The sequence below is a fragment of the Kocuria atrinae genome (genome assembly GCF_039531425.1).
Taxonomy (GTDB): domain Bacteria; phylum Actinomycetota; class Actinomycetes; order Actinomycetales; family Micrococcaceae; genus Kocuria; species Kocuria atrinae.
In genome coordinates this window covers 16,804-40,984 of the sequence record NZ_BAAAQA010000033.1, presented here as the reverse complement: position 1 = coordinate 40,984, position 24,181 = coordinate 16,804, and the positions used below count along the sequence as shown (strand labels likewise).

The window sequence follows — 24,181 nt, the reverse complement described above, 5'->3', positions numbered from 1 at the left end:
ATGCGTGAATACGAATTGATGGTGATCCTCAACCCCGAGGTCGAGGAGCGCGCCGTTGAGCCGACCCTCAAGAAGTTCCTCGAGGTAGTCACCAAGGAGAACGGCACCGTCGACAACGTCGACATCTGGGGCCGTCGTCGCTTGGCCTACGAGATCCAGAAGAAGTCCGAGGGCATCTACGCCGTTGTGAACTTCACCGCTGAACCGCACACCGCTCAGGAACTGGACCGTGTCCTGGGCCTGAACGAAGCTGTGATGCGCACCAAGATCATCCGTCCTGAAGAACAGAAGATCGAAGCCAAGTGAGTTGACTGTGCGGTCCGTCAGGGCTGCACAGGGCGTCTTACCCAAGGCCCTTACGGGTTCCCCGTGAGATGCTTCAAAACCCACAACGTCTCGCATCCAGCGTCCACAGATACCGGAGGTTCACATGGCTGGCGATACCGTCATTACACTGATCGGCAATCTGACCGCCGACCCCGAACTGCGTTTCACTCCGTCCGGAGCCGCCGTGGCCAATTTCACGATTGCGTCTACCCCGCGTGCCTTCGATCGGCAGTCCAACGAGTGGAAAGACCAGGAAACCCTGTTCTTGCGCTGCTCGGTCTGGCGTGAAGCCGCAGAGAACGTGGCCGAGTCCCTGACCAAGGGCACTCGCGTGATTGTTCAGGGCCGGCTCAAGGCACGCTCTTACGAGACCAAGGAAGGGGAGCGTCGCACCAGCCACGAGCTGGAAGTCGACGAAATCGGCCCTTCCATGCGGTACGCAACCGCCAAGGTCAACCGGAACTCACGCGGTGGCGGCCAGGGAGGCAACTCCTACGGCGGCAACCAGAGCTTCGGTAACACCGGCGGCGGTGGCGGATTCGGGGGCGACTCCGGATTCGGCGGCGGCCAACAGGGTGGCGGCTTTGGTGGGAACCAGGGCGGCAACTTCGGTGGCGCCGGTGGCGGCAACCAGCAAGGCGGTTTTGGCGGGGGTAACCCCGGTGCAAACCGCGGCGGTGGTCAGCAGCAGCGTCCGCAACAGGGCAATGATCCTTGGGGTCAGTCCTCCGGTGGTAATTACGACTGGGGTACCGATTCCGAAGACGAGCCCCCCTTCTAGACACACTTATCCAACCCATCCCGCAGGTACGCCTGCGGGCTCCGCATCCGAAAAGGAGCACCACGATGGCCAAGGCTGAAATTCGTAAGCCGAAACCAAAGCAGAACCCGCTCAAGGCGGCTGGCGTCACTGAGATCGATTACAAGGACGTCGCTCTGCTTCGCAAGTTCATCTCCGACCGCGGCAAGATCCGTGCACGCCGCGTGACCGGCGTGTCCGTTCAGGAGCAGCGCAAGATCGCTTTGGCGATCAAGAACGCTCGTGAAGTTGCTTTGCTGCCCTACTCCGGCGCCGGCCGCTGATCAGAGAGGACTGAGAATCTATGGCAAAGATCATTCTGACCCACGAGGTTTCCGGGCTGGGTTCCGCCGGTGACGTGGTTGACGTGAAGAACGGCTACGCCCGTAACTTCCTCTTCCCGCGCGGCTTCGCAACCCCCTGGAGCCGTGGCGCTGAAAAGCAGATCGAATCCATCAAGAAGGCACGTGCCGCTCGTGACCTGGCTTCCCTCGAAGACGCACAGGCTCTGGCTGCCAAGCTGACCTCCACCACCTTGACCGTTCCGGTCAAGTCCGGTGCAGAGGGCCGCTTGTTCGGCACCGTGCGCGCTGAAGACGTTGCGAAGGCCGTTGAGGCTTCGGGTCTGGGCTTCATCGACAAGCGTCGTGTCGAGCTCACCCAGCGCATCAAGACCACCGGCGTGTACCAGGCCGTGGTTCGTCTGCACGAAGAGGTCAACGCGAACGTTGAGTTCGAGGTTGTCCCCGCCTGATTTCATCCCGTGGGCACCCTCGCGGGTGTCTCTGGAATGTCATTGAGAAGTGCCCCGTAGGCCATTGGCCTGCGGGGCACTTTTTGTGCGTTTGCACGCTCTGACCAGCACTTATGACTTTCCCAAGTGTCACGACCGAACGATCCAGGGGGTTACATGTGATGATGCTCAGTATGGAGATCAAGGCACACAGGGGACTCACCGGGTCCCAGCTCTACTGGGTTGGACTGGGCTGCCTTGGCCTGGCTGTGGCGGCCTTTGCCGGGAGTTTTGCCATGGGCAATTCCCTGGACCCCCAAGGGGCCGTGTTCGTGTTGGTGGTCGGGCTGATCATCAGCGTGATCGCGTCAATCGTCGCAGCGGTACTAAGCATTGCCGGGCTGGTTGCTTTTCCCCTGCTCAGAGGGAGATTCATTATCCTGTTGGTACTTTCGCTGGTGTTCTCGCCCCTACTTTGGCTTGGGCTGATGGCCACCGTGCTCTAGTTATCCACAGATCCATCCACAATCCGTGCACAAGTTTGCACGGCGTGTTCCACACGCTGTCCACAGGTTTTCCACAACCCGTGGACAGCGTGTTTCGTTAAGCCTCGCGAATCATGCGGCTGTCGTCGCGAATCTGACCCACCAGCTCCTCGAGCATGTCCTCGAGCGTCACGATGCCGTCCACATGACCGTCCGGTGAGATCACGGCGCCCAGGTGGGCGCCCGAGTTCTGCATGATGGTCAGCGCCTGACGCAGCGGCATGTCCGCGTCGATGCGGGGCAGCGCGCGCACCTGGGAGGCCTCGATGGGAAGGTCGCGAGCGGCGTCGTCCTCCTCGATGAGGTCCTTGATGTGCACGTACCCGGCGAGCGAGCCGTCGCGGGCGAGCATCGGGAAGCGCGAGTAACTGTCCGCGGCGATGATCTCGGCCTGCGCCGTGGTCACGCCGGAGGGCAGGCACGTCACCTTGCTCATGGGGATCAGGATGCCGTTGACGCTGCGTTCCTCGAAGGTCAGGGCGCCCAGGAGCAGGCGCTCGTCGTTGGCTTCCAGCAGCCCGCCGTGGCGTGATTCGGCGACCAGGGCGGCCACCTCGTCACGGGTGAAGACCGAGGTGACCTCGTTCTTGGGCTGGATGCGCATCAGGCGCAGGATGAGGTTGCCGATTCCGTTCATGGCCCACAGCAGCGGGCGCAGCACGGTGACCACGCCCACCAGGATGGGTCCGAGGACCAGCGCGCTGCGTTCGGGGGTGGCCAGCGCGATGTTCTTGGGAACCATCTCGCCGATCACCACGTGCAAGTAGGTGACCATGGACAGCGCGATCGCGAAGGCAATCGGGTGCTGTAGCGACTCGGGCACGCCGATCGCGGCGAAAGGCACCTCGAGCAGGTGCGCGATGGCCGGTTCACTGATCGCGCCGAGCGCCAGGGTGCAAATGGTGATGCCCAGCTGCGCGCCGGCCATCATGAGGGAGACGTTCTCCATGGCCTTGAGGGTGACCTTGGCGGCCCACTTCCCCTCGAGTGCCTTGGGTTCGATCACGGTGCGGCGCGCGGAGATCAGGGCGAATTCCGCGCCCACGAAAAATGCGTTGCCTGCCAGCAGCACCACGGTGAGCAGCAGTCCGGCGAGGTCGCTCATCGGTTCTCCTCCTGGTCGACGACGCCGCTGAGGGCCTCGCGGTGGTCGGTGGCCTTCGCGGTGTGCTCCTGGTCCTCGGGCTTGGTCTCATCCTCCGATGGCAGCTCGCTCACGCGGGCGGTCAGTTCGGTGATGCGGTGCTCGTCCAGATCGATGACCTCGAACGTGATGAGCGCGGGATCCTCGCCGGGTTCCGGATCGGATTCGACCGTTACGGTGTCACCGACCTCGGCCAGGCGGCCCAGGTCCAGGTTGATGAGGCCGGCCAGGGTTTCGTAGTCCTCGTGTTCGGGGACCGTGACACCCAGGTGTTGGCTGGCTTCGTCCGGGCGCAGGGCGGCGGAGAAGGTCCAGACGTCGTCGTGCTGTTCGGCGTGGGGCTCGTCCTGGGGATCGTGCTCGTCTCGCACCTCACCCACGAGTTCCTCCACGAGGTCCTCCAGCGTGACCAGTCCGGCGATGTCACCGAACTCGTCCACGAGCAGCGTCATCTGCAGGGCACCGGTGCGCAGGACGTCCATGAGGTCATCGAGTTCCACGGTGTCCGGGACAAAGCGGGCCTCGCCCATGATCTGGTCCACCGTCACGGACTCACGCTGGGCGTAGGGCACGGCCAGGGCCTGGCGTACGTGCACCTGGCCCAGAACGTGTTCCTTGTCGTCGTGCAGCACCGGGAAGCGGGAGAAACCGGTGGCCTTGGACTCTCGCAGCAGATCCCGCACGGTGTTGTTCGGGGAGAGGGTGACCATTTGACCGCGCGGGGTCATCACGTCGTGCGCGCGGCGGTCACCGAACGCGAACGAGCGCTCAACCAGCTCCGCGGTCTGGGAGGCCAGTGCGCCCTGATTGGCGGAATGGCGGACCAGCCCGGCGAGTTCCTCGGGGGAGCGCGTTGAGGCCAGTTCCTCTTGTGGTTCCACGCCCAACGCGCGCACGATCTTGTTGGCGTTGTTGTTGAACAGGCGGATGGGCCAGCCCAGCACCTTGGTGAAGCCGCGCTGAAATCCGACCACTGCCTTCGCGGTGGCCAGGGGCTTGGCAATGGCAAGGTTCTTGGGTACCAGTTCGCCGAAGATCATGGTCAGGCCGGTGGCCAGCACCAGCGCAAGCGTGATGGAGGTGGAGCGGGCAGCGACGGGTGACAGGCCGACGTCGGTGAGCGGCCCCACGATGAGGGCGGCAATGGCGGGTTCCGCGAGGAAGCCGATGCCCAGGTTGGTGACGGTGATGCCCAGCTGGGCTCCGGAGAGCTGGGTGGACAGGGTTTTCATGCCCTTCAGCACACCCTGGGAACGGCGGTCGCCGGTCTTGGCGGCGGCTTCTACGTCATTGCGATTGACGGTGATGAGGGAGAACTCGGCGGCAACAAAGGCGCCGCACGCTGCGATCAGCACGAGTCCGACGATGATGGAGACGACTTCCACTAGCTCCACCACCCCTGGCTACAACTCAGAAAACCGGGTCTTTTACAGGGGGCGTCGCTAGGGGCGCTCATGATCTCCGTATCTTGGTGCGGGCGGCGTTCGATGCGCCGCGAGGTATAAAACGGAACAAATCTACAGGCGGAACCCGGGAGTTTCCAGGGGGTGAGCGGCGTCGTGGTCCCCCTTGGCGAACGCGTGTTATCCGTGTCGTGGCACAGTGCGACAATGGAGCGCAGTCTTTGAGGAATGGAAGTGAGTGAGGGTGTCGGAATACACGTCCGGATCGCGCGAGGAGTACGGGCGCTCGCTGCCGCATGACAACGTGGCGGAGCAGTCGGTGCTGGGCGGCATGCTGCTCTCCAAGGACGCCATTGCGGACGTGGTGGAAGTGCTGCGCGGAGTGGATTTCTACAAGCCGGCGCACGAATCCGTTTACGACGCCGTGATCTCCCTGTACGGGCGCGGCGAACCCGCCGATGCAATCACCGTGGGCGACGAGCTCACCAAGCGCGGTGAGATCGAACGCATCGGTGGCGTGGCGTACCTGCACTCGCTGATCGCGTCCGTACCGACCGCGGCCAATGCGGGTTTCTACGCTGAGATCGTGCGCGAGCGTGCGGTGCTGCGGCGGTTGGTGGAGGCCGGTACCAAGATCGCGCAGCTGGGGTACTCGCAGGACGGCGAGGTCGATGACATCGTCAACGAGGCTCAGGGTGAGATCTACCAGGTGGCCGAGCGGCGTACGTCCGAGGACTACGTGGTGCTCAGCGAGGTCATGGAATCCGCCGTGGATGAGATCGAGGCGGCCGGTAACCGCGAGGGCATGCAGGGCGTGCCCACCGGATTCATCGAACTGGACGAGCTGACGCACGGTTTCCAGGGCGGTCAGATGATCGTGATCGCGGCGCGTCCTGCCATGGGTAAGTCGACGTTCGCGCTGGATATTGCGCGCTCGGCGTCGATCAAGCACAACATGACGTCCGTGATCTTCTCGCTGGAAATGAGCCGCAACGAGATCGCCATGCGTCTGCTCGCGGCTGAGGGCACCCTGCAGATGCAGGACCTGCGCGCCGGCACACTGCAGGACGAACAGTGGGCCAAGATCGCGCAAATCATGGGCAAGATGGACTCTGCGCCGCTGTTCATCGACGATTCGCCCAACATGTCGCTCATGGAGATTCGCGCCAAGTGCCGGCGCCTGAAGCAAAAGCACGATTTGAAGCTCGTGGTCCTCGACTACCTGCAGCTCATGAGTTCCGGCAAGAAGGTCGAATCCCGTCAGCAGGAGGTCTCCGAGTTCTCCCGTGCGCTCAAGCTCCTCGCCAAGGAGCTCGAAGTGCCAGTCATCGCGCTGTCCCAGCTGAACCGTGGCTCCGAACAGCGCACGGACAAGAAGCCGCAGGTGAGTGACCTGCGCGAAAGTGGATCGATTGAGCAGGACGCGGACATGGTGATCCTGCTGCACCGTGAGGATGTCTACGACAAGGAGTCCCCGCGTGCCGGTGAGGCGGACGTAATCGTGGCGAAGCACCGTAACGGTCCCACCAAGACGATCGTGGTCGCGTTCCAGGGCCACTACTCGCGGTTTGCGAATATGGCGTTGGAGGGGTTCTAGATCTGATGGGTATCTTGCGCAGTCACACGTGAGGTAAATACCAGCTGAAGTTTCATGGGAGGCAAACGCGAAATCCGAGCCAGGATTTTGCAGTTGCCTCCCTTCATACTCCACCTGGAAGTATCGGGTCGGCCGTTCCCGTGAACAACCTCACCCAAGCCCCCAAAATCCCCGCCATGACGCGGATTACACTCATCTGTCGTGACTAGCACCGCTGGCGTACGCTCGAGTAGCAAGGCTAGGGTGGCCGAATGCTTTCAACTGAACAGGCGGCTTATAAACTCGCCTTTTTGATCGCGGACGCTTTGATCCGAAGCGGCTCGGGATCTGCCAGTACCACCAAGTCCCTCTTGTCGATCTTCCAGAAGACCGAGATGCCCAACGTGACGGTCAGTGTCAGCTTGGGCCAGGTCACCATCAGTCACCAGGAAGAGCCCGACGATGCTCCCAGTACCCGGATACTCGAATCCGAACCGGGCACGCTGGACATCGGTCTGCGCACCGAGACCGGTGAGGTTCTCGAGTCATTCATCTTGGGCCGGCTCACCATCGAAGAAGCCATCCGTGAGATGGAAGAAGTCACGGCCAAGTCTCGTGTCATCGGCCATCGATTGACTGCCACGGGCTTCGCGATGTTCGGTGTGGGCTTCTCCCTGATTCTGGGAGGCGGGCTCGTCTCGACCATCAGCGCTGCCTTCATTGCCGCTGCCGTATATACGATCTACGCGCTGGTCGCCCGCACCCAGGCCCCAACGATCTTCAGTCTCGCCGCGGGCGGTTTCACCGCAGTCATCGGTGCGTGCATTTCCGGTCTTTTCTTTTCGACGTCGCAGCCCGCGATCTGCATCGTTGCCTCCCTTGCTGCCTGGTTGGCGGGTATCGCCGCTTATGGTGCCGTGCACGATGTCATCACCGGTTGGTATCTCTCGGCCTCGGGCCGCATCTTGGACGTGGTCACGAGTACGGCCGGATTGGTGGCTGGCGTGACACTGGGGATCCACCTGATGCAGCCGATCTTTGGTGAGGACATGAACTTCATCGAGACCCTCGAGATGGATGAAACCCGCTGGGGCCTGTCCGTGCTCGGCGCCGTGATGGTGTCGGCTGGCTTCGCCCTCGCATCCGGCGGCCGCGGGTGGAAACTCGCGGCACTGGGCTTGTTCGGGGGAGTGGTGATGCTCCTGATGCTTTCCCTGGCTACTGCGGGTATCAGTTCCTACGCAGCGATCTTGGTCGCATCAACCGCTGCCGGTGCCGTGTGTGTTGTGCTCACCCGCTCGCTCAATATGGCGTCCAACGCATCACTGATGGTCGTCCTCTTGCCGCTGTTCCCCGGAATGTTGGTCTACCAGGGCGTACTGGGCACGATCTTCGGTATGGACGGCGCTAATGATTCATTATTGGAAGCCACCATCACCGCGTTCTGCCTGTCCATGGGCGGCATCCTGGGTCAGTACCTTGCTTCTGAGGCCCTGTGGGCCAGCCGCCGCAAGCAGTTCACCCACAATCACCCGGATCGCGCCTTCCGCAAGGAGATGGCCGACGAGGAGAACTTCAGCGACATCATGGTCCCGATCTTCTCCAAACCGTTCACCCAGTAGCACCGGTAGGCCCGGCGGCGGGGACTACTTCTCCATGCCGCTGGCCACGCGCTGGATCAGCCCCTGGATATTGGTAAGAGTCCGGTCCACTCGATCCTCGAGCGTCATGGTCTCCTCCATTTGTCGGATACCCTCCGGCTTCCTCTTGCCCCGGGTGTAGTCGCTGCACGCGAGATCGGAACAGAGGTACGTTCCCACCGTGTTGTAACGGTCCTTGGTGGACTTCGATCGCTGAATCGACACCAAGGACACCCCGCTGCCCGGGTGCAAGGTCAGACAGATCTGACACATGCGGGCGCCGCTTTTGCCCTTGTGGGGGTTCTTCTCCAGGACGAGCCCGCGCAGACCATTCTCGGTCTCGGCCACTACGTAGCCGGTGCGTGGGGACTTAGGGTCGATCCAACCGAGGAAAACCTGTGATTCCCAGTCGACGCTAAACAGTTCCTGCGGAATGTTGATGCGCTGTGAAGCGCCCTTGGAACAGTTGATGAAGCTCTTGCGGATCTCGGATTCGGTGCATGAGTGCATAGTTGAAAACTATCGGTTTATACCCGGTGTCAATTGCGCAAGAGGGGGGCTAACTCACGAGAAGATCCACGGGCTGAGCTCGCCCCGAAGTCAGATCGTGCAAGCCGTAAATGATCGAGTTACCCTCAAAGTCGCAGAACGATGGGCAGGGTGATGATGACTAAGAAACGTGCGGCCGAGATCGACCGGAAAATCGCCGGTATGGACGCTGAGCAACTACCCGCCAACACACGCAGGTTGCATGGAGCACGGCACTTCGCCGGTCTCTACGCCTCCGAAAACGTTGCCGGAACAGAGTTTGTCTTCGGGGCAACCTTCGTCATCCTCGGTGCCGAAATCGTCGATGTCATTATTGGACTGGCCATCGGTAACGCGCTCGCGGTGCTGACGTACCGGTTTGTGACTGCCCCAATGGCTATCAGAACCCGGATGAGTGTCTACACCTACCTCAACCGCACCACGGGGCGCCTGATGACGTGGTTGTACAACGCTGCGAACGCGATCGTCTTCGCCATCATCGCGGCGGCCATGATCACCGTCTCGGCCACCGCCCTGCGACTGGTCTTCGGGTTCCCGGCGCAGACGGAGGCTTACCCCACCAATTGGGGCTTCATTGTTATTGCGATGGCTTTCGGTTCCGTAGCGGTTCTCGTGGCAGCTTTCGGGTTCAACGCGCTCGCAGAGTTCGCCAGTATCTGTGGCCCGTGGTTGATGGTCATGTTCTTCACCGGCGGGATGACCATGATCCCAGTGGTCGCCGAGTCCGTGACTGGCTCCCCGGTCGTGAGCAGCTGGCAAGAATTCATTCATGTCGGAGGGGAAGGCGTGTTTACGGGCCGGACCCCCGAGGGCGCAGAAGGTATCGGTCTTCTGGGCATCATCGGTTACTCATGGGCGGCGAACAGCTTCGCTCACGCTGGCCTGATCGACATGTCTCTGTTCAGGTACGCCAAAAAGAGCTGGTACGGATACCTCTCGGGTACCGGCATGTTCCTTGGGCACTACGTGGCCTGGTTGGCGGCCGGTTTCATGGGCGCGGCCACTGCGGCAATCACGACAACCAGCATCACCGTTCTCGAGCCCGGGGACGTGGCGTTCCAAGCACTGGGGTATGCCGGATTCGTCACCGTAATTGTTGGTGGCTGGACGACTGCCAACGCCAACCTTTATCGGGCAGGTCTGGCCGGGCAAGGTGTCTTCCCGCGGCTCTCACGCCAGCGCGTCACCCTGATCGTGGGAATCGTTGTCCTGGTGGCCAGCGTTTTCCCATTCGTCTACCGCAGTTACCTGTCCCTGGTGACCTACGTGGGCGTTCTCCTCGTACCGATCGGCGGAATCCTTTTCGCTGAGCATTACATCCTGCCGCGACTCGGGCTCACTACATCTTGGGCCCGCTACAAGGGGGTCCAGAACGTTCCCGCCCTAGTCGCCTGGGGCGCTGCACTCGTTTTCTCTGCTGTGATGATCGTGTTTGATCTCATCCCCGTGTACTTCTTGTTCGTTTTCGGCTGGGTCATCGCGCTTGTGGTTTACGTCTTGCTCGCCCGGGTATCGGGGGCGGCCGAGAAATACCCTGAACAGGTAGCGGCGGACGCTTTCTTCCAGGAGCGGGTGGATAACTTCCATGCCCAAGAGGCTGCGATCATGTCCGCTGAGACCGAATTGAAGGACCGCAGGGGATTGACCAGGACGTTGAGAGTGGCGTGGATCATCGTCCTCGCCGTGGTCTTCGTGAACGGCCTGTTCGTCCTGATCGCAAGCCCGGACATGGCAACGTACACGTCTCAACGCGATCGGTTCTTCGTGTTCGCGGCGGTGGGTACTGTCCTGTACTTCGTGCTTGCTTACTGGGAGCTCCGGCGACGTAAGGCCTTCGCAGGGCGGGTAGCTGTTGAAACCGCGGCAACCACCCACGGCTCCCACGCGGCCTGACGGATTGTCAGCTCGCGCCGTTGGGACTTGCGTGCCGCTTCTTCGCCACATTCAGCGACCAGATGTACGCAAGTAGCGCCAGCCACCACGGCAAGCTCTGGGGAAGCACATCGATCCCGCGGAACAAGAAGTGAGCCACCGCCAATACGGCCAGGGCCAAGACCACTGACATGGCAATGAGCTTGGTCTTGAGTTTGCGGTCAATGCCGTACCAGGGCCCGTCCTCGGGGGAGTCACTTCTCAGACCGAAAAAGTCGATGATCTTCTTCATGTGATACCACCTCATTCCCTTCTTTCCCCACGGTGTCGACACTGCACACCGAGCACAGTGGCCGAATGGCCAGTGTTCTGAACCACCCTCGGCCACCGGCACCTCAGATCCAGACATAGTGTGGACACCATGCAGGACCACCACACCGCTACGCAGACCGTCGACGCCGCACCCACACCCCTGAGCGTCCTCTCCGACGTCTTCGGCTACGACGAGTTCCGCGGTGAGCAGGCCGCCATCATCGACCAGGTGATGAGCGGGGGAGAAGCGGTGGTTCTCATGCCCACCGGCGGCGGAAAGTCGCTGTGTTATCAGATCCCCTCGATCCTCCGAGAAGGTACCGGGATTGTGGTCTCGCCCCTGATTGCGCTGATGTCCGATCAGGTGGCAGCGCTTGAAGCAGTCGGAATCCGCGCGGCGTTCCTCAACTCCTCGCTGGATTTCCAGGAAGCGCAAGCGGTCGAACAACAGTTGCTCGCCGGCGAGATCGACCTCCTCTACATGGCCCCCGAACGCCTGATCCTGCCGCGCACCCTGGACCTGCTGCGCCGGGCACAGATCGCCCTCTTCGCGATCGACGAGGCCCACTGCGTTGCCCAGTGGGGCCACGACTTCCGCCCCGACTACCTGGGGCTGTCCGTGCTCGCGGATGCATTCCCCAACGTTCCGCGGATCGCGCTGACCGCCACCGCTACCCGCAGCACGCACCGCGAAATCACCGAGCGCCTGCGCATGGAGAACGCCGCGCACTTCGTCTCCAACTTCGACCGCCCCAACATCCAATACCGGATCGAGCCCAAGGATCGCGGCCGCGACCAGCTCCTGAAATTCATCACCACCGAGCACGACGGCGACGCCGGCATCGTCTACTGCCTCTCCCGCAAGAGCGTGGAAACCACCGCGGAATTCCTCGAGAAGCACGGGGTCACAGCCCTGCCGTACCACGCGGGGCTCGACGCCGCCGTCCGGCACGACCACCAGGAGCGCTTCCTGCGCGAAGAGGGCATCGTGATCGTCGCGACCATCGCATTCGGCATGGGCATCGACAAACCGGACGTGCGCTTCGTTGCCCACCTGGACCTCCCCAAGAGCATCGAGGGCTACTACCAGGAGACGGGCCGCGCGGGACGCGACGGACTTCCGTCGACCGCGTGGATGGCGTACGGCCTGGGCGACGTCGTCAATCAGCGCCGCCTCATCGACCGCGGCGAGGGCACCGAACTGCACATGCGCAACGCGCGCTCGCACCTGGACGCGATGCTCGCCCTGTGCGAGACCGTCTCGTGCCGCCGCGTGCAGTTGCTGCGATATTTCGGCCAGGAGTCCGAGCCGTGCGGCAACTGCGATACATGCCTCAAGCCGCCCAAGATGTGGGACGCCACCGTGCCGGCGCAGAAGCTGCTGTCCACGCTCATTCGGCTGCATCGCGAACGCAGTCAGCAGTTCGGTTCGGGGAAGATCTTCGACGTGCTGCTCGGCCGCGAGAACGAACGCTCCGTTGAATCACGCCACCATGAACTGAGCGTGTGGGGGATCGGCACGGAGCTCACCGAACGCGAGTGGCGTTCCGTTCTGCGGCAGCTCCTTGCCCGCGGGATCGTGGAGGCCGTGGGCGACTACGGCGTGCTGGTGCCCGGTCCAAATGCCGGTCCCGTCCTGCGCGGCGAAATCACCTTGGACTTGGCGGTCGACAGGACGCCGACGTCGTCCACTCGCGGGCGCGCTCGTGCCGCCGGGAGCGGTCGCGCATCGGCCGCGGAGGGCCTGGAACCCGCGGACCGCGAAGTCTTCGAGTCCTTGCGAACCTGGCGCACTTCGGTGGCCAAGGAGAAGCAGATCCCGCCCTACATGGTGTTCTCGGATGCGACCCTCGTGGGGATCGTGGAAGCGAAGCCGGAGAGCGTGCGTGCGCTGGGGTCCGTGAGCGGCGTCGGCGCGAAGAAGCTCGCGGAGTACGGGGAGTCCGTCTTGGAGGCGCTCGGCGCGGACGCGTGACCAAGGGTGTGGGCGGCATGACCGACGGGTGGGACGGTGTCCGGCGTCAGCGGCACCTTGACGGCGCCGGACGCGAGCGGTGCCGTCGGCGGGTCCGGAACGAACCGCGCTATTGACCGGTGGGACTGGACCACGCATCTGAGTAGAGATCTTCCGAGCGGGATTCCAGCAGATCCTTGTACGCGCCCGGCTCGAAGCTCTGTGCAGAGTCACCGGGAATCTTCGACGTGAAGGCGGAGACGCCCAGCCCGGCCTCGCGCTTTTCGAGCGTGAACCCAGCGGCTTCCAGAAGCGTGGGAAACATATTGAGCTGGTCGGCGCCGGAGCGCAGCTCCGTGGTGCCGGTCTCGCCCGGAACCCGGATCCGATTGAAGATCGTGCGGTTGGTGTGCCCGCCCAGCTGCTCGTGGAAAGCGTCGCCGGCGCTCATGTGTTTGAGGTGGTCACCCATGATCACCACGGATGTGTCCTCGAGATATCCCATTTGATTCATATACTCCACGAAGTCCGCGACCTGAGTCATGGAGCAGAAGAACGCTGAGGTTACTTCGCTCTCGGTGTCCACGGTGCAGTAATCGTAGATGTGGACCGGCTCGTGGGTGTCCAGGGTGAGCATGGACAGATTGAACGGCTGCCCGGTTTGCTGCGAGGTGGCGTGGAGCTGGTCGATCTCGTTCTTGGCGTTGGCCATCAGCCGCTCGTCGCTCAGGCCCCAGTCGCTGCGGAAGCTCGATTCCGGCTCGCCGGCTGCGCGCCAGTCATCGAGACCCAAGTCCTTGGTGTAGCCGTGGTTGGCCAGGAACGTGCCCTTCGCAGCGAAGGATGGGTTGGCGCCGCCCAGGAATACGTTGGTGTAACCCTCGTCCGCCAGGATGTCGCCCAGGCAAGTGAGGCCGCCCAAGTAGCTCTTGGTGTTGCCGACCAGCTGATCGGGCGAACCGCTGTCTCCGGAGGCACCCACACCCTTGAGCGGCACACCGCACTGCGTGGAAACCAGGCCGGACATGGTCCAGCCGCCGCCCTCGTACTGATTGAAATCCTCGATGCTCTGCCAGCCGTCTTCGGCGCGCGTGACGTCCTTCAGGGGAGCGAAGGCGTCCTTCTCGAAGTGTTCATCGTTTGCCAGCGTCTGCTCGCCGGATTCTAGATAGATCGTGACCAGGTTGCGCTTGTTCTCAGCGCTCGTGACGGTCGGCTCCTCGTAGTAATCGCCGATGTTGTACGGCGAATTGGCCGACCTGATGTAGTCGCCGATGCCCACGGTGGAGGCGAACGCCGTGGTCCCGCCGGCCGCGACCGCGGTAACCAAAGCGGTCGAAATGCCCCGCATGGCCCACTTCTTGCCCTGGGGTCGAGTGTCACAGCCCAGACGACGGCGCTTGCGGCGCCGGAAGAAATGCCACACGGCAATGCCAATAGTGATGACCAGGGGCAATACTCCGATGCCCAGGATCCCCATCCATACCAGGGGGCCACCGCCGCCGTCCGTCTCGACCGTGACGATGTTGAGGCGCATCTGGCCGAACGAGATCTTGCCGAAGTAGTACCGAATGCCGATGGCCGCAATGAGCATGGCAAGGCCCGCCCAGATCAGGACGTAGACCAGGAGGTACCCCAGGACCACACCAACCTGTCGGATCACAGGGAGAATCCGGCTGGCCATGACAACTCCTCGCGTGCGATGCCCGCGCGGTTGTCGAACATCTGTGGGATCTGCCCGCTGAAGGGGCTCATAGAAAACGAATACCGTTAACCTACCCGTTCCCTGGAGTTAAGGGAGGGGTCTGCAGCTTGGAGTTACCGGCGAGACGCGGCCGCAGCGCCGGGCATCGAATTCATAACGTTCTGACACGAGGTGGTGCTACCCCTGTTCCTCAGGGGATAGTGTCTCTACTCATAACGTTCGCAATTGTGAAGGGCATGACATGAGCACCCCCCATTCTTATGGCTCCCAGCCGGGAGACCAGCAGCCCGGCAACACCCCTCGTTACGACGCCGCTCCGGGCGCCGGCCAGTATCAGCCCGGCGGCGCCCCTGGTTACGACCGGGGCGGGTACCAGCAACAAGGCTCCCAGCCGGGCGTCCCCGTTGGCCCCGGCCAGGCGATCAAGCGGTTCTACAAGAAATACGCCCAGTTCTCCGGGCGGGCCAGCCGATCCGAGTACTGGTGGGTCGCACTCTTCATGTTCCTGGTGTACGGCCTGTTCATGGTGCTCATCAACACGGTGGGCAGCGAAGTAGTGAGCAGCAACTCGGTGTCGACCGCGACAACCTTTTCGTACTCGGTGAGCAGCGAGCCCAACGGGTTGGGGGCCGTCTTGTCCTTACTGCTCCTGGTATTCATGTTGGCCCACGTGGTTCCGAGCATCGCGCTCGCCGTGCGACGACTGCACGACGTGAACATGTCCGGGTTCTTGTACCTGCTGATCCTGATTCCGTTCCTCGGATCACTCATTCTGCTGGTCTTCTTCGTATTGCCGCCCAATCCTGCGGGAGCGCGGTTCGACCGGCGAGTGTGACTCGCAGTGAGGAGAGAGGGGCCGTTGATCCCCCGGGATCGGCGGCCCTTACTCTCGCTCGTCCCGTACCCTCTATGGGTGCCTTATCCCGCTGAACTCCCCGCCCGGCCCGACGATCACGACGACGCCCCGCCCGCCGGTTCCCGCTACCAACACCTGGAAAGCACCGCGGTCCGTGAATCCACGGCCGCGCTGCAAAAGCGCATCTACTCCCGCTTCCCGGATCGCGGACTATGGGAGGTCTGTGGGGAGCTGCTGGCCCTTGTGGATGAGGTGACTCATGAGGGCGGTATCAGTCGCCAGCGCATCAGGTTGGCGCGCCTTCTCTCACGCCTGGGGATCATCGCGGTGCTGGCGATCTTCGGTGGGGCGATCGTGCTTGCCGCCGTCAGTATTTGGGAGACCCCCGATTCGCTGGGCCCGGTCGATTGGCTCCCGCTGCTCGAAACCGTGGTCAACAACCTGGTCTTCGCGGGCATCGCTATCTTTTTCTTGGTCGCGATTCCTGAGCGGTTGGAGCGCGCTCGCGTGCTGCGCCTCGTTCACCGCTTGCGTTCACTGGCCCACGTGATCGACATGCACCAGCTCACCAAAGTTCCCGAGCGGCTCCAGCGGGGATCTCGTGAGGAGGGCGGGCTGGACCTCACACGCGAACAGCTCACCCACTACTTCGACTACTGCACGGAGATGCTCTCGCTCGTGGGCAAGACGGCGGCACTCTTCGCGGAGGACACCACAGACGGTGACATCCTGGATGCCGTGGAAGGCATTGAAACCCTCACTTCCGATATGGCTCGTAAGGTCTGGCAGAAGATCGCTGTCCTTCAGTCTCAAAGTGACTAACGAGTATGAAAAAGCGTCACGAAACCCCAGGTGAGAAGGGGGTAAAAAGAGGCGAGCGACGTCGTCGGCCTTGACGAGCTGAGGTTACGTGCTAGTAAGTTTGCTTGCTGATCCAAAGGAGGAATCAGCATGATGAAGAAGACCAACCGCATTTTGACGACCGCCGCAACCGTGGCAGCCCTCTCGTTCACTGTGGCACCGGCCGCTTCTGCAGCGCCCACTCCGGAGGCACCCCAGGCCCCCGCAGCAACCGCAGCGGAGTCCTGCCCCTCGGCCAGCGACTTTTCGTTGACCGCGCCGTCCCACACCGAGGCGGCCGGTAACCTGCTGGACAAGCAGATCACCTTCGGCTCGTACTGGACCGGCGGTAACGTGCAGTCCGGCACCCAGGCCACGCTGACGGCGTCCGGCCCGGCCGAGGTCACCTTGCTCAACGGCGAGACCTACAACGCACCGGTGGTTGCCGGCGGCACCGTCTCGGGCGTCTTCCCGGCTGGCGGCGCGGCCTTCGCACCGAGCTTCCGCCTGGACGACTCGAACCGCGACTCCGCCAACGGCGCGACCAACCGCGATCACGTGACGTCCATTTCCTACCCCGTGACGGTCTCGGGCAACTTCGGTTCCTGCGACTACACCGTGGAGGGAACGGCGAACTCCAATTTCAACGTGACCTCGATCGAGCTGACGGAACGCGCATAGTTCCTCCACTTGAGTTCTGGCCCCGAGCGATTCAATCGCTCGGGGCCAGTTCTGTTTAACGGGGTGGTTGGGGACGACGTCGCTCTGGGTGACTTCGCCGCGCGGGTCACCTTGTTATGTGCTCATCCTTCTTTGTCGACCTCCGGGGAATGCCACCGGCCCACAGCGCCGCCGCGATCAACAGGGGCTGCCCGAACAGTCGCGCCAGGCGCTTGCCGTCCGTGTCCAGCCCGAAGGCGTCCGTGCCTTCCACGTACTGGGCGATATTGCCCGGGAAGATCAGCACGTAGAACGCCGCCAGGGCGATACCCACCACTCGACGGTGCTTAGGTAGAGCCAATAGCGCCGCACCGAACGAAATCTCCACCACGCCGGAACCGAGCACCACCAGGTCGTGGTCCACCGGCATCCAGTCCGGAACCTGCGCCTGGAACTCGTCCCGCGCAAACGTCAGGTGGGAGATCCCGGCGAACGTCATGAAGGAGCCGAGAACCACGCGGGTGATCGTCTGGGAGCGCTCGCGGGCGGAGCGGCGGCGGAGGGATGTCATACGACGAACCTACTTCGAATGATGGGGGAGTGGGCGCACGGTGGCGTTGCTGAATCGACCTGGCGGGGTGGCGTCGGCGGGCGCGCTCCCGTGTGAGAGCGCGCCCGACGAATAGAAAATGAGGCCTACTCGTCGGTGACGAGCAGCTCCACCTCGATGTTGCCGCGGGTGGCGTTGGAGTACGGGCAGACCTGGTGGGCCTGCTCAACTAGCTCGCGAGCTTCGTCTTCGGGCAGGTTGGGGATCACGGCCTCGAGGACCACGGACAGGCCGAAGCCCTCGCCCTCCTTGCCGATGGAGACGCGGGCGCCCACGGCGGAATCGCCCAGGTCCTTCTTGGCGGACTTCGCAACCATCTGCAGGGCCGAGTGGAAGCACGCGGCGTACCCGGCGGCGAACAGCTGCTCGGGATTGCTGCCGTTGCCGCTGCCGCCCATTTCCTTGGGAGGGGCCAGGTCGATCGAAACGGTGTCGTCGCTGGTGCGGACGTGGCCGGAACGGCCGTCCCCGGTGCTCAGGGCTTCTGCGGTGTAAATGGTTTCCATGGTGTCTCCTTCGATAGTGACGATGACACAACTATATTGTGCACAATATAAATGTGTCCAGGGTTCTTGCTAAAATCCTGGTGTGACCGCATCAACCTCCCCGCTGGATCTCGACAACCAGCTGTGTTTCGCCCTGTATCGCGCGAGCCATTCCGTGGTGCGCGCCTACAAGACCGAGCTCGATCAGCTGGGCCTGACCTACCCGCAATACTTGGTCATGCTCGCGCTGTGGCAGACCGACGAGCCCCAGGGCGTGGGACAGCTCGGCGACCTCCTCGGCCTGGACAGCGGCACCCTCACCCCGGTGCTGCGCCGACTCGAGCAGCGCGGGCTCGTGGTGCGGCGCCGCGACGAACACGACGAACGACGTCGCCTGATCGGCCTCACCGACGCCGGTCACGACCTCCGGGCGCTCGCGGAAAAGGTCCCCGAGAGGATCGCCGCTCGGTTCCCCATGCAGGGGAAGGACTACCACTTGTTGATGGCGCAGCTCGGGGAGATCGCTCAGGCCTTCGACGCCGAGCGCTGACTGGTCGAGGTGAAGCCCGTGATGGTTGACGGACTCTTACTAGCCGCAAATGAAAGGCTCGGGGCATGACTCAACACGTACTTCTGGCAGGTTGCGGCGATCTCGGCACGGCACTGGGTCAGCGTCTTGTGGAGCGCGGTTGGCACGCGACGGGGGTACGACGCCGCCCCGATCACCTTCCGGCGGAGATCTCACCTTTCGCACTGGATCTGACGGATCCGGGAACTGTTGCGCTGCCATCGGTTGATGCCGTGGTGATCACCCTGACCGCCGACGGTCGTGACGCTGAAGCCTATGAGCGCACCTACTTGGGCGCCTTGCGGGGACTGCATCGGGCGCTGCGTGCTGGGTCGAATTCTGGTGAGAGTCTTCCGAAGCGCGTAGTGCTGGTGTCCTCGACCGGGGTGCTGGGCGGCGGTGACGGCGAGGTCGTTACGGAAGAGACGCCATCTTCTCCTGAGCGGGACACTGCTCGTGTGTTGTTGGCCGCGGAAGAGTTGGCGGCGGAGCTGTTCCCCGGGTTGGTGATCGTGCGACCCGCAGGGATCTATGGGCCGGGCCGGACGTCGTTGATCGACCGTGTGCGCCGCGGAGATGCTTTGGCTCATGACCGGATGACTAATCGGATCCATCGGGACGACCTGGTCACAGTCCTGCAAACCGTGTTGGAGTTACCTGAGCCTCCCGCGCTGTTGCATGCCGTGGATACTGAGCCCGCGGTGCTGGGGGATGTCGCGACTCACATTGCCGGGTTGTTGGGAGTGCCGGTTCCTCCGGACAGCTCTGCATCCTCCGAGGGCGGGCCTCGAGGCAAGGTGCTGGATGCTTCGCTGATGCACGGGTTTGTGGGGGAGTTGCAGTATCCGACGTATCGCGAGGGCTACGACGCGTTGCTGTCCTCTGAGGACTCTGCGTGACTGTTCACTGGCTGCTGCCGATCAATCCGGCGGCGCACCTGGAGTTCCAGCCGTCGGACTGGTTGACCCGTTCCGATGCCACTGCCGTGTGGGAAGCCATTGGGCGCTCGCAGCAGATCGCTCGATGGTGCCTGCGGAGTGGTTACCGGAGCATGCAGGCTGGCGATTTGATCTGGGCGTACCTGTCCAAGCGGCAGGAGGTATGCGCCGTCGGCCTGGTTCGTGCCGTGGCTGAAGAGGCCGATGGCTGGTATGTATACGTGGGTTGGGATATGAATCGGACGGCGCGGCTGTGCAGTGATCCGGTCCCGCGTGCCGAGTTCGGGCAGGTGCCGATGTCCACGTGCCGGGCGAATGAGAGGACGGCGGAAGTGCTGTCGCGAGCGTATGACCGGGACAGCTCTACCCGGCCCTAGTGCGCCGCTCCCAGCTCAATCAGCAGCACGCCGCCGGCGATCAAGATAATGCCCAGGCCCATGACCCACGTGAGGGGTTCCTTGAACAGGATGCGGCTCAGGATCGCCGTGAGAGCAACGCCGGCTGCGGCCCAGATGCCGTAGGCAACTCCCAAAGCCATGCCGTGGGCCAGTGCATTGACCAGCATCGAGAACGCGATGACGTACCCCACGGCCACACCGATGAACCACCGTTTAGTGCCCGTCGCTGCCACTTTGAGGCAGAGCGTGGCACAGACTTCGGAGATGATTGCACCGGTTAGAAACAGCCAAGCCATCAGGCGGCCTCCCGCTTCTTATGGACGGCTTGCGCGCCGAGTTCTACGCACAACACCCCGCCGATGATCAACAGGATGCCCATGCTCATGAGAACCGTGATGGGCTCCCCGAAAATGAGCATGGACAGGATCGCCGTCAGGGCCACGCCGGACGCTCCCCAGATTCCGTAGGCCACGCCCAAACCCATTCCATTGCGCAGCACAAGCGTCAGGCACGCGAAGGATCCGATGTAGCCGAGCAGCACCACGGCATAGAGCGCGGGCTGTTCCATGGCGGCCTTAATGCAAAGCGTTGCGGTGACCTCGAGCAGGATCGCCGCCAGCAGGTAAATCCACGGGGAAGTGGCGGGTTTCTTCATGAACTCGGGCCTTCGATAAAGGCCTCGCGTGCGGTCTTCAAGGCGGCCGCGTGCCGCAGCGTCATGACAGTGGAAATTCGCATAGCCGGGTGAGCTTATCCCACGGGGCGGTGGGGATGTGAGGCTTGAGCGTGTGACATCAACAACGTAGTTGCCATAGAAAGTTCCCTCTCTCGGCCGGGGCAGGTCACACTGAAACTGTCGCCGCGCTTGCTCCCGAAAGGAGTCCACTCATGAGTGACACCACCGAGGGCCCGCGTTCGCACCGCACCACCTGCGCCATCGTCGGCGGCGGCCCGGCCGGCCTGGTGCTCGGCCTCCTGCTCGCCCGCGCAGGCGTGCAGGTCACGGTCTTGGAGAAACACAAGGACTTCCTTCGCGACTTCCGCGGCGACACCGTGCACCCCACCACCCTGGCCCTGCTCGAGGACCTCGGTCTCTTCGAGCGCTTCGACGCCACCCCGCACTCCAAGGTCACCCACGTGGACCTGCCCATCCCCTGCGGTGAATCCGTGCGCATGATCGACTTCGCAAGCCTGCCCGTGCGCCATCCCTACATCGCGATGGTCCCGCAGTGGGATCTGCTCAACCTCCTCGCCGAGGCCGCCGCCACCGAACCCACCTTCACCCTGCTCACCGAGCACGAGGTCACCGGGGTGGTGCGGGAGAATGGGCGGGTGAGCGGCGTCGTCGTCGAATCCCCGGAAGGTCCCGGCCGCGTGCTGGCCGACCTCACGATCGCGTGCGACGGCCGCTGGTCCGTGGTCCGCCAAGCCGTGGGGCTGCCCGCGCGGGATACGCCCGTCCACTTCGACGTCTGGTGGTACCGCCTGCCCACCGACACTCACATGGGCGAGTCGCTGCTGCCGCGCAGTGATCGCGGGCGGGTAGCCATCGGCATTCCTCGCGACGGCTACATTCAGGTCGCGCAGCTCGGGCCCAAGGACGCCGACGACGCCGTGCGCGCCCGCGGTCTCGACGCCTTCCGGGCCGACGCCGCGGCGTTATTCCCCGAGGCGGCGGACGGGGTGTCCGGGATCGAGTCCATGGCCGACGTGAAGCACCTGGACGTGCGCGTGGACCGACTGCGACGCTGGTACGCCCCGGGTGTGCTGTGCATTGGCGATGCGGCGCACGCAATGTCACCGGTGGGTGGCGTGGGCATCAACTTGGCGGTGCAGGATGCGGTGGCGGCGGCGCGGTTGTTGGCACCGTTCTTGTTGGGTGACGACCGGACCGGGCAGGCGGAGCGACGGGTGCTGGCGCGGATCCAACGACGACGCATGGTGCCGACCGTCTTTGTTCAGGGCCTGCAGCGGATCCTGCACGCGCGACTCATCATGCCGGCGATCAACGGACGGGAACTGCGGCCGCCCATGTGGTTGGTGAAGCTCGTCCGACGAGTACCCGGGCTGAGCGTAATTCCGGCGCTCGCGGTGGGTGTGGGGCCTCGGCCGGAGCGGGCGCCGAGTTGGGCACGACGAATGTGAGTGTTTACGAGGGATGCCAGTTGTTATCAATAGGCTGATTTCGGGCGTACAGGAATCTCTATGAGCGTCTTGAAAGTCTGGTTCAATACTGCATACCTGTCGGCTAAGGGGCATGGGTGTCATAGGCAGCTGGAAGACTGTAGGCATGCCAATTCCCGAAGAATTCCAGCTGCATGCGTGGGTGGACGAGAGCATGCGAAGCAAAGGTGTTGCAGCCCCCATGTACCTATTGGGTGCAGTGGTTGCAGACCCGCGACGGTGCGACCCTGCCCGGGAAAAGCTTCGGAAGATTCTGCCTAAGGGAGCGCCGAAGCTGCATTGGCATGCAATGAAGCCTCGCGAGAAGACCCGTGCCACTGACGTAGTGACCTCTCTCGACGCAGCGCACCTAGTTGTGGTGGGGGGCCCGCTGGATCATCGCAAACAGGAGCGGGCTCGTGCTGCGTGCATGGAACGGCTGCTGTGGGAACTTGGGCAGCTAGGAGTTTCTCGAGTGTTTCTTGAGCAACGCACTCCTTCACTCAACGACCGGGACATGGACCTGGTTTTGCGCTTACGTGGTAAGAGGTCGATTCCATCTTCCCTGCGCGTGGAGATCGCGAAGCCGTCCACAGAGCCAATGTTGTGGGTCCCTGACCAAGTACTCGGAGCTATGGGGGATGCGGCGAGCGATGACGGCCAGTGGATCGCTGAGTACGACGGTGCTGTGGACCGCATTGATATTGGACTCTAGAAAACGCGAAGGCCAGGTCCCGTCAGCGCGGGGATCCTGGCCTTTACTTCTCACCCACCCTCAGGAGGGGAGCTTCTTTGATGTTAGTCAGTATCTACCCCGATGTCGATGATCAGGTGGCGCCAATATTCTCAACGCATTCGGATTCGGTGAGGTTATGAACCCACCACCGGAGCCTCCGGAATCTCCTCATCAGCCCTGAACGAGTGGATCCAGTCCAGGTGGCGGTCGAAGGCGTTCGGTGCTGCCAGGCGGGCGTTGCGTTCCTGGGCGCGGGCGCCGTTGGGAAGGTGGAACATTTCGCCCACGGTGACGGAGGCGTCAACGACCTTGCGGGTGCGGAAACGACGACGCCGCTCGTACTCGGCCCGCGCGTAATCCCAGTCGTCGGACTGGGAAAGCATGTCGGACAGTACTATCGCGTCCTCGATGGACTGGTTCGCACCTTGGCCGTGGTGCGGAACCGTGGCGTGGGCGGCGTCGCCAATGAGCGTGACCCGGCCCTGCGTCCAGTGGGTGAGCGGCGGTCGGTAGAACAGGGCCCACTTCTCGTGGACGGGCACGGCCGAGATCATCTCGATCACGGCGGGGTCCCAATGGGCGAAGGGTTCGATGTGGGACTTGTCCTCGGCGGCTACGACCCAGCCCTTCTCGGACCAGGGCAGGGACTCGCGTTTGACCAGGAAGAAGTTCTGGTCGCCGTTGCCAATCGGGTAGTGCAGCAGGTGTCCGCCGGGGCCCATCCAGAACTGGATCGCCTGGGAATCGGGGAGTGACGGGAGCAGCTCCGGTGCCACGATGCCGCGGGCGGCGCTGCAGCCGGAGTAGCGAGCGTCGTCGTAACCGAGCAGGAGGCGGCGGGTGAGGGAGCGAGCGCCGTCGGCGCCAATGACCAGATCGGCCTCTGCATGACCGCCGTCCGCGAAGGTCAGCTGGGCTTTGTGACCGGTGTCGTCGATGTCGATCACACGCTTGCTCAGGTGCAGGCTGTCCGGATCGAGCGCGCTGAATAGGATGGCCTGCAGGTCGGCGCGGTGGATGCCGGTGTACGGGGCGCCGTACCGTTCGCGGTATTCCTTGCGCGAGGAGAGGCGGGCGATCTGTTCGCCGGTGACGCCGTCGCGGAAGATGAGGCCATCGACCTCGGCCCATTTCTCGCCGAGCTGTTCGGCCAGGCCGAAGCGTTGCTCGTAGAAGCGGGTCGCGTTGGCGGAGAGGGCGACGGCGGCACCGACCTCCTTGAGAACGGTGGTCTGCTCGTAGATCTGGACGTCCATCCCCTTGCGCTGTAAATCAATGGCAAGGGTCAGGCCGCCGATTCCCGCGCCGATGATGGCAATGCTCTTGGACATGTGGGGCTCCTTCAGAGGTGTCTACCCACGAACCTAT

Annotated in this window: 27 protein-coding genes; 17 read left to right on the top strand and 10 right to left on the bottom strand. The window is 63.1% G+C overall.

The annotated features are described in order from the left end of the window. The 5 genes from rpsF (at window position 1) to ABD283_RS12755 (ending at window position 2,365) form a co-directional block, all read left to right on the top strand. Window positions 1–306 (top strand): 30S ribosomal protein S6, encoded by a 306-nt coding sequence (gene rpsF / locus ABD283_RS12775; RefSeq protein ID WP_016998180.1) that lies wholly within the window; start codon window positions 1–3, stop codon window positions 304–306. 124 nt (window positions 307–430) lie between these two features. Further along, complete coding sequence (locus ABD283_RS12770) at window positions 431–1,108, top strand: single-stranded DNA-binding protein (protein ID WP_344225368.1); 678 nt, start codon at window positions 431–433, stop codon at window positions 1,106–1,108. A 65-nt stretch (window positions 1,109–1,173) separates the two neighbouring features. After that, the gene (gene rpsR, locus ABD283_RS12765; protein WP_016998183.1) at window positions 1,174–1,410 is read left to right on the top strand and encodes a 30S ribosomal protein S18; all 237 of its coding nucleotides are present in this window, start codon (window positions 1,174–1,176) and stop codon (window positions 1,408–1,410) included. Window positions 1,411–1,430: 20 nt separating this feature from the next. Next, the gene (rplI, locus tag ABD283_RS12760; RefSeq protein WP_344225367.1) at window positions 1,431–1,880 is read left to right on the top strand and encodes a 50S ribosomal protein L9; all 450 of its coding nucleotides are present in this window, start codon (window positions 1,431–1,433) and stop codon (window positions 1,878–1,880) included. A gap of 173 nt (window positions 1,881–2,053) precedes the next feature. Further along, the gene (locus ABD283_RS12755; protein ID WP_344225366.1) at window positions 2,054–2,365 is read left to right on the top strand and encodes a hypothetical protein; all 312 of its coding nucleotides are present in this window, start codon (window positions 2,054–2,056) and stop codon (window positions 2,363–2,365) included. Between the two features lie 97 nt (window positions 2,366–2,462). On the opposite strand, the gene ABD283_RS12750 is transcribed toward ABD283_RS12755, so the two are convergent. Next, on the bottom strand, window positions 2,463–3,509 hold the full coding sequence (locus ABD283_RS12750) for a hemolysin family protein (protein WP_344225365.1): 1,047 nt from the start codon (window positions 3,507–3,509) through the stop codon (window positions 2,463–2,465). Beyond that, complete coding sequence (locus tag ABD283_RS12745) at window positions 3,506–4,942, bottom strand: hemolysin family protein (RefSeq protein ID WP_344225364.1); 1,437 nt, start codon at window positions 4,940–4,942, stop codon at window positions 3,506–3,508. The genes ABD283_RS12750 and ABD283_RS12745 overlap by 4 nt, the downstream gene beginning before the upstream one ends. Before the next feature lie 253 nt (window positions 4,943–5,195). Between ABD283_RS12745 and dnaB the strand changes: the two genes are divergently transcribed. Both dnaB and ABD283_RS12735 read left to right on the top strand, forming a co-directional pair. Next, window positions 5,196–6,548 (top strand): replicative DNA helicase, encoded by a 1,353-nt coding sequence (gene dnaB, locus ABD283_RS12740; protein WP_425552841.1) that lies wholly within the window; start codon window positions 5,196–5,198, stop codon window positions 6,546–6,548. Window positions 6,549–6,799: 251 nt separating this feature from the next. Then, entirely contained in the window at window positions 6,800–8,149 is a 1,350-nt protein-coding gene (locus ABD283_RS12735) for a threonine/serine exporter family protein (protein ID WP_344225363.1), read from the top strand. A gap of 24 nt (window positions 8,150–8,173) precedes the next feature. On the opposite strand, the gene ABD283_RS12730 is transcribed toward ABD283_RS12735, so the two are convergent. Beyond that, complete coding sequence (locus tag ABD283_RS12730) at window positions 8,174–8,677, bottom strand: FBP domain-containing protein (protein WP_344225362.1); 504 nt, start codon at window positions 8,675–8,677, stop codon at window positions 8,174–8,176. A gap of 156 nt (window positions 8,678–8,833) precedes the next feature. Between ABD283_RS12730 and ABD283_RS12725 the strand changes: the two genes are divergently transcribed. After that, window positions 8,834–10,609, top strand: coding sequence for a purine-cytosine permease family protein (locus ABD283_RS12725; RefSeq protein ID WP_344225361.1), 1,776 nt, complete (start codon window positions 8,834–8,836; stop codon window positions 10,607–10,609). Between the two features lie 7 nt (window positions 10,610–10,616). On the opposite strand, the gene ABD283_RS12720 is transcribed toward ABD283_RS12725, so the two are convergent. Further along, complete coding sequence (locus ABD283_RS12720) at window positions 10,617–10,880, bottom strand: hypothetical protein (RefSeq protein ID WP_016997366.1); 264 nt, start codon at window positions 10,878–10,880, stop codon at window positions 10,617–10,619. Window positions 10,881–11,009: 129 nt separating this feature from the next. Between ABD283_RS12720 and recQ the strand changes: the two genes are divergently transcribed. Further along, window positions 11,010–12,875 carry a DNA helicase RecQ gene (gene recQ, locus ABD283_RS12715; protein WP_344225360.1) on the top strand — a complete coding sequence of 622 codons (1,866 nt, stop codon included), beginning with the start codon at window positions 11,010–11,012 and terminating at the stop codon, window positions 12,873–12,875. 109 nt (window positions 12,876–12,984) lie between these two features. Here the strand turns inward: recQ and ABD283_RS12710 are convergent, their stop codons facing one another. Beyond that, window positions 12,985–14,538 carry an LTA synthase family protein gene (locus tag ABD283_RS12710; protein ID WP_344225359.1) on the bottom strand — a complete coding sequence of 518 codons (1,554 nt, stop codon included), beginning with the start codon at window positions 14,536–14,538 and terminating at the stop codon, window positions 12,985–12,987. 262 nt (window positions 14,539–14,800) lie between these two features. Here ABD283_RS12710 and ABD283_RS12705 point away from each other — a divergent pair, with 262 nt between their 5' ends. The 3 genes from ABD283_RS12705 to ABD283_RS12695 all read left to right on the top strand — a co-directional run bounded on the left by ABD283_RS12705 (window position 14,801) and on the right by ABD283_RS12695 (window position 16,936). Beyond that, entirely contained in the window at window positions 14,801–15,394 is a 594-nt protein-coding gene (locus ABD283_RS12705) for a DUF805 domain-containing protein (RefSeq protein ID WP_344225358.1), read from the top strand. A gap of 78 nt (window positions 15,395–15,472) precedes the next feature. Continuing rightward, window positions 15,473–16,237 carry a hypothetical protein gene (locus tag ABD283_RS12700; RefSeq protein ID WP_344225357.1) on the top strand — a complete coding sequence of 255 codons (765 nt, stop codon included), beginning with the start codon at window positions 15,473–15,475 and terminating at the stop codon, window positions 16,235–16,237. A 129-nt stretch (window positions 16,238–16,366) separates the two neighbouring features. Continuing rightward, window positions 16,367–16,936 (top strand): hypothetical protein, encoded by a 570-nt coding sequence (locus ABD283_RS12695; RefSeq protein WP_344225356.1) that lies wholly within the window; start codon window positions 16,367–16,369, stop codon window positions 16,934–16,936. A 106-nt stretch (window positions 16,937–17,042) separates the two neighbouring features. Here ABD283_RS12695 and ABD283_RS12690 read toward each other — a convergent pair whose 3' ends face one another. Further along, the gene (locus ABD283_RS12690) at window positions 17,043–17,486 is read right to left on the bottom strand and encodes a DoxX family protein (RefSeq protein ID WP_344225355.1); all 444 of its coding nucleotides are present in this window, start codon (window positions 17,484–17,486) and stop codon (window positions 17,043–17,045) included. Window positions 17,487–17,611: 125 nt separating this feature from the next. Next, window positions 17,612–18,031 carry an organic hydroperoxide resistance protein gene (locus tag ABD283_RS12685; RefSeq protein WP_344225354.1) on the bottom strand — a complete coding sequence of 140 codons (420 nt, stop codon included), beginning with the start codon at window positions 18,029–18,031 and terminating at the stop codon, window positions 17,612–17,614. 82 nt (window positions 18,032–18,113) lie between these two features. Here ABD283_RS12685 and ABD283_RS12680 point away from each other — a divergent pair, with 82 nt between their 5' ends. The 3 genes from ABD283_RS12680 to ABD283_RS12670 all read left to right on the top strand — a co-directional run bounded on the left by ABD283_RS12680 (window position 18,114) and on the right by ABD283_RS12670 (window position 19,893). Then, window positions 18,114–18,560, top strand: a complete 447-nt coding sequence (locus ABD283_RS12680) for a MarR family winged helix-turn-helix transcriptional regulator (RefSeq protein ID WP_344225353.1) — start codon at window positions 18,114–18,116, stop codon at window positions 18,558–18,560. A gap of 65 nt (window positions 18,561–18,625) precedes the next feature. Continuing rightward, complete coding sequence (locus ABD283_RS12675; RefSeq protein WP_344225352.1) at window positions 18,626–19,477, top strand: NAD(P)H-binding protein; 852 nt, start codon at window positions 18,626–18,628, stop codon at window positions 19,475–19,477. Beyond that, window positions 19,474–19,893 (top strand): hypothetical protein, encoded by a 420-nt coding sequence (locus ABD283_RS12670; protein ID WP_344225351.1) that lies wholly within the window; start codon window positions 19,474–19,476, stop codon window positions 19,891–19,893. Before ABD283_RS12675 ends, ABD283_RS12670 begins: the two co-directional genes overlap by 4 nt. On the opposite strand, the gene ABD283_RS12665 is transcribed toward ABD283_RS12670, so the two are convergent. Continuing rightward, window positions 19,890–20,210, bottom strand: coding sequence for a DMT family transporter (locus ABD283_RS12665; RefSeq protein ID WP_344225350.1), 321 nt, complete (start codon window positions 20,208–20,210; stop codon window positions 19,890–19,892). The two genes, ABD283_RS12670 and ABD283_RS12665, sit on opposite strands and share 4 nt — an antisense overlap. Beyond that, window positions 20,210–20,569, bottom strand: a complete 360-nt coding sequence (locus tag ABD283_RS12660) for a DMT family transporter (RefSeq protein WP_344225349.1) — start codon at window positions 20,567–20,569, stop codon at window positions 20,210–20,212. Before ABD283_RS12660 ends, ABD283_RS12665 begins: the two co-directional genes overlap by 1 nt. A 233-nt stretch (window positions 20,570–20,802) precedes the next feature. Here ABD283_RS12660 and ABD283_RS12655 point away from each other — a divergent pair, with 233 nt between their 5' ends. Together ABD283_RS12655 and ABD283_RS12650 are read left to right on the top strand one after the other, a co-directional pair. Further along, the gene (locus ABD283_RS12655; protein WP_344225348.1) at window positions 20,803–22,059 is read left to right on the top strand and encodes an FAD-dependent oxidoreductase; all 1,257 of its coding nucleotides are present in this window, start codon (window positions 20,803–20,805) and stop codon (window positions 22,057–22,059) included. A gap of 145 nt (window positions 22,060–22,204) precedes the next feature. Beyond that, complete coding sequence (locus tag ABD283_RS12650; RefSeq protein WP_344225347.1) at window positions 22,205–22,792, top strand: hypothetical protein; 588 nt, start codon at window positions 22,205–22,207, stop codon at window positions 22,790–22,792. Between the two features lie 155 nt (window positions 22,793–22,947). Here ABD283_RS12650 and ABD283_RS12645 read toward each other — a convergent pair whose 3' ends face one another. After that, window positions 22,948–24,144 (bottom strand): FAD-dependent monooxygenase, encoded by a 1,197-nt coding sequence (locus tag ABD283_RS12645; protein WP_344225346.1) that lies wholly within the window; start codon window positions 24,142–24,144, stop codon window positions 22,948–22,950. Between the last annotated feature and the right edge of the window lie 37 nt (window positions 24,145–24,181).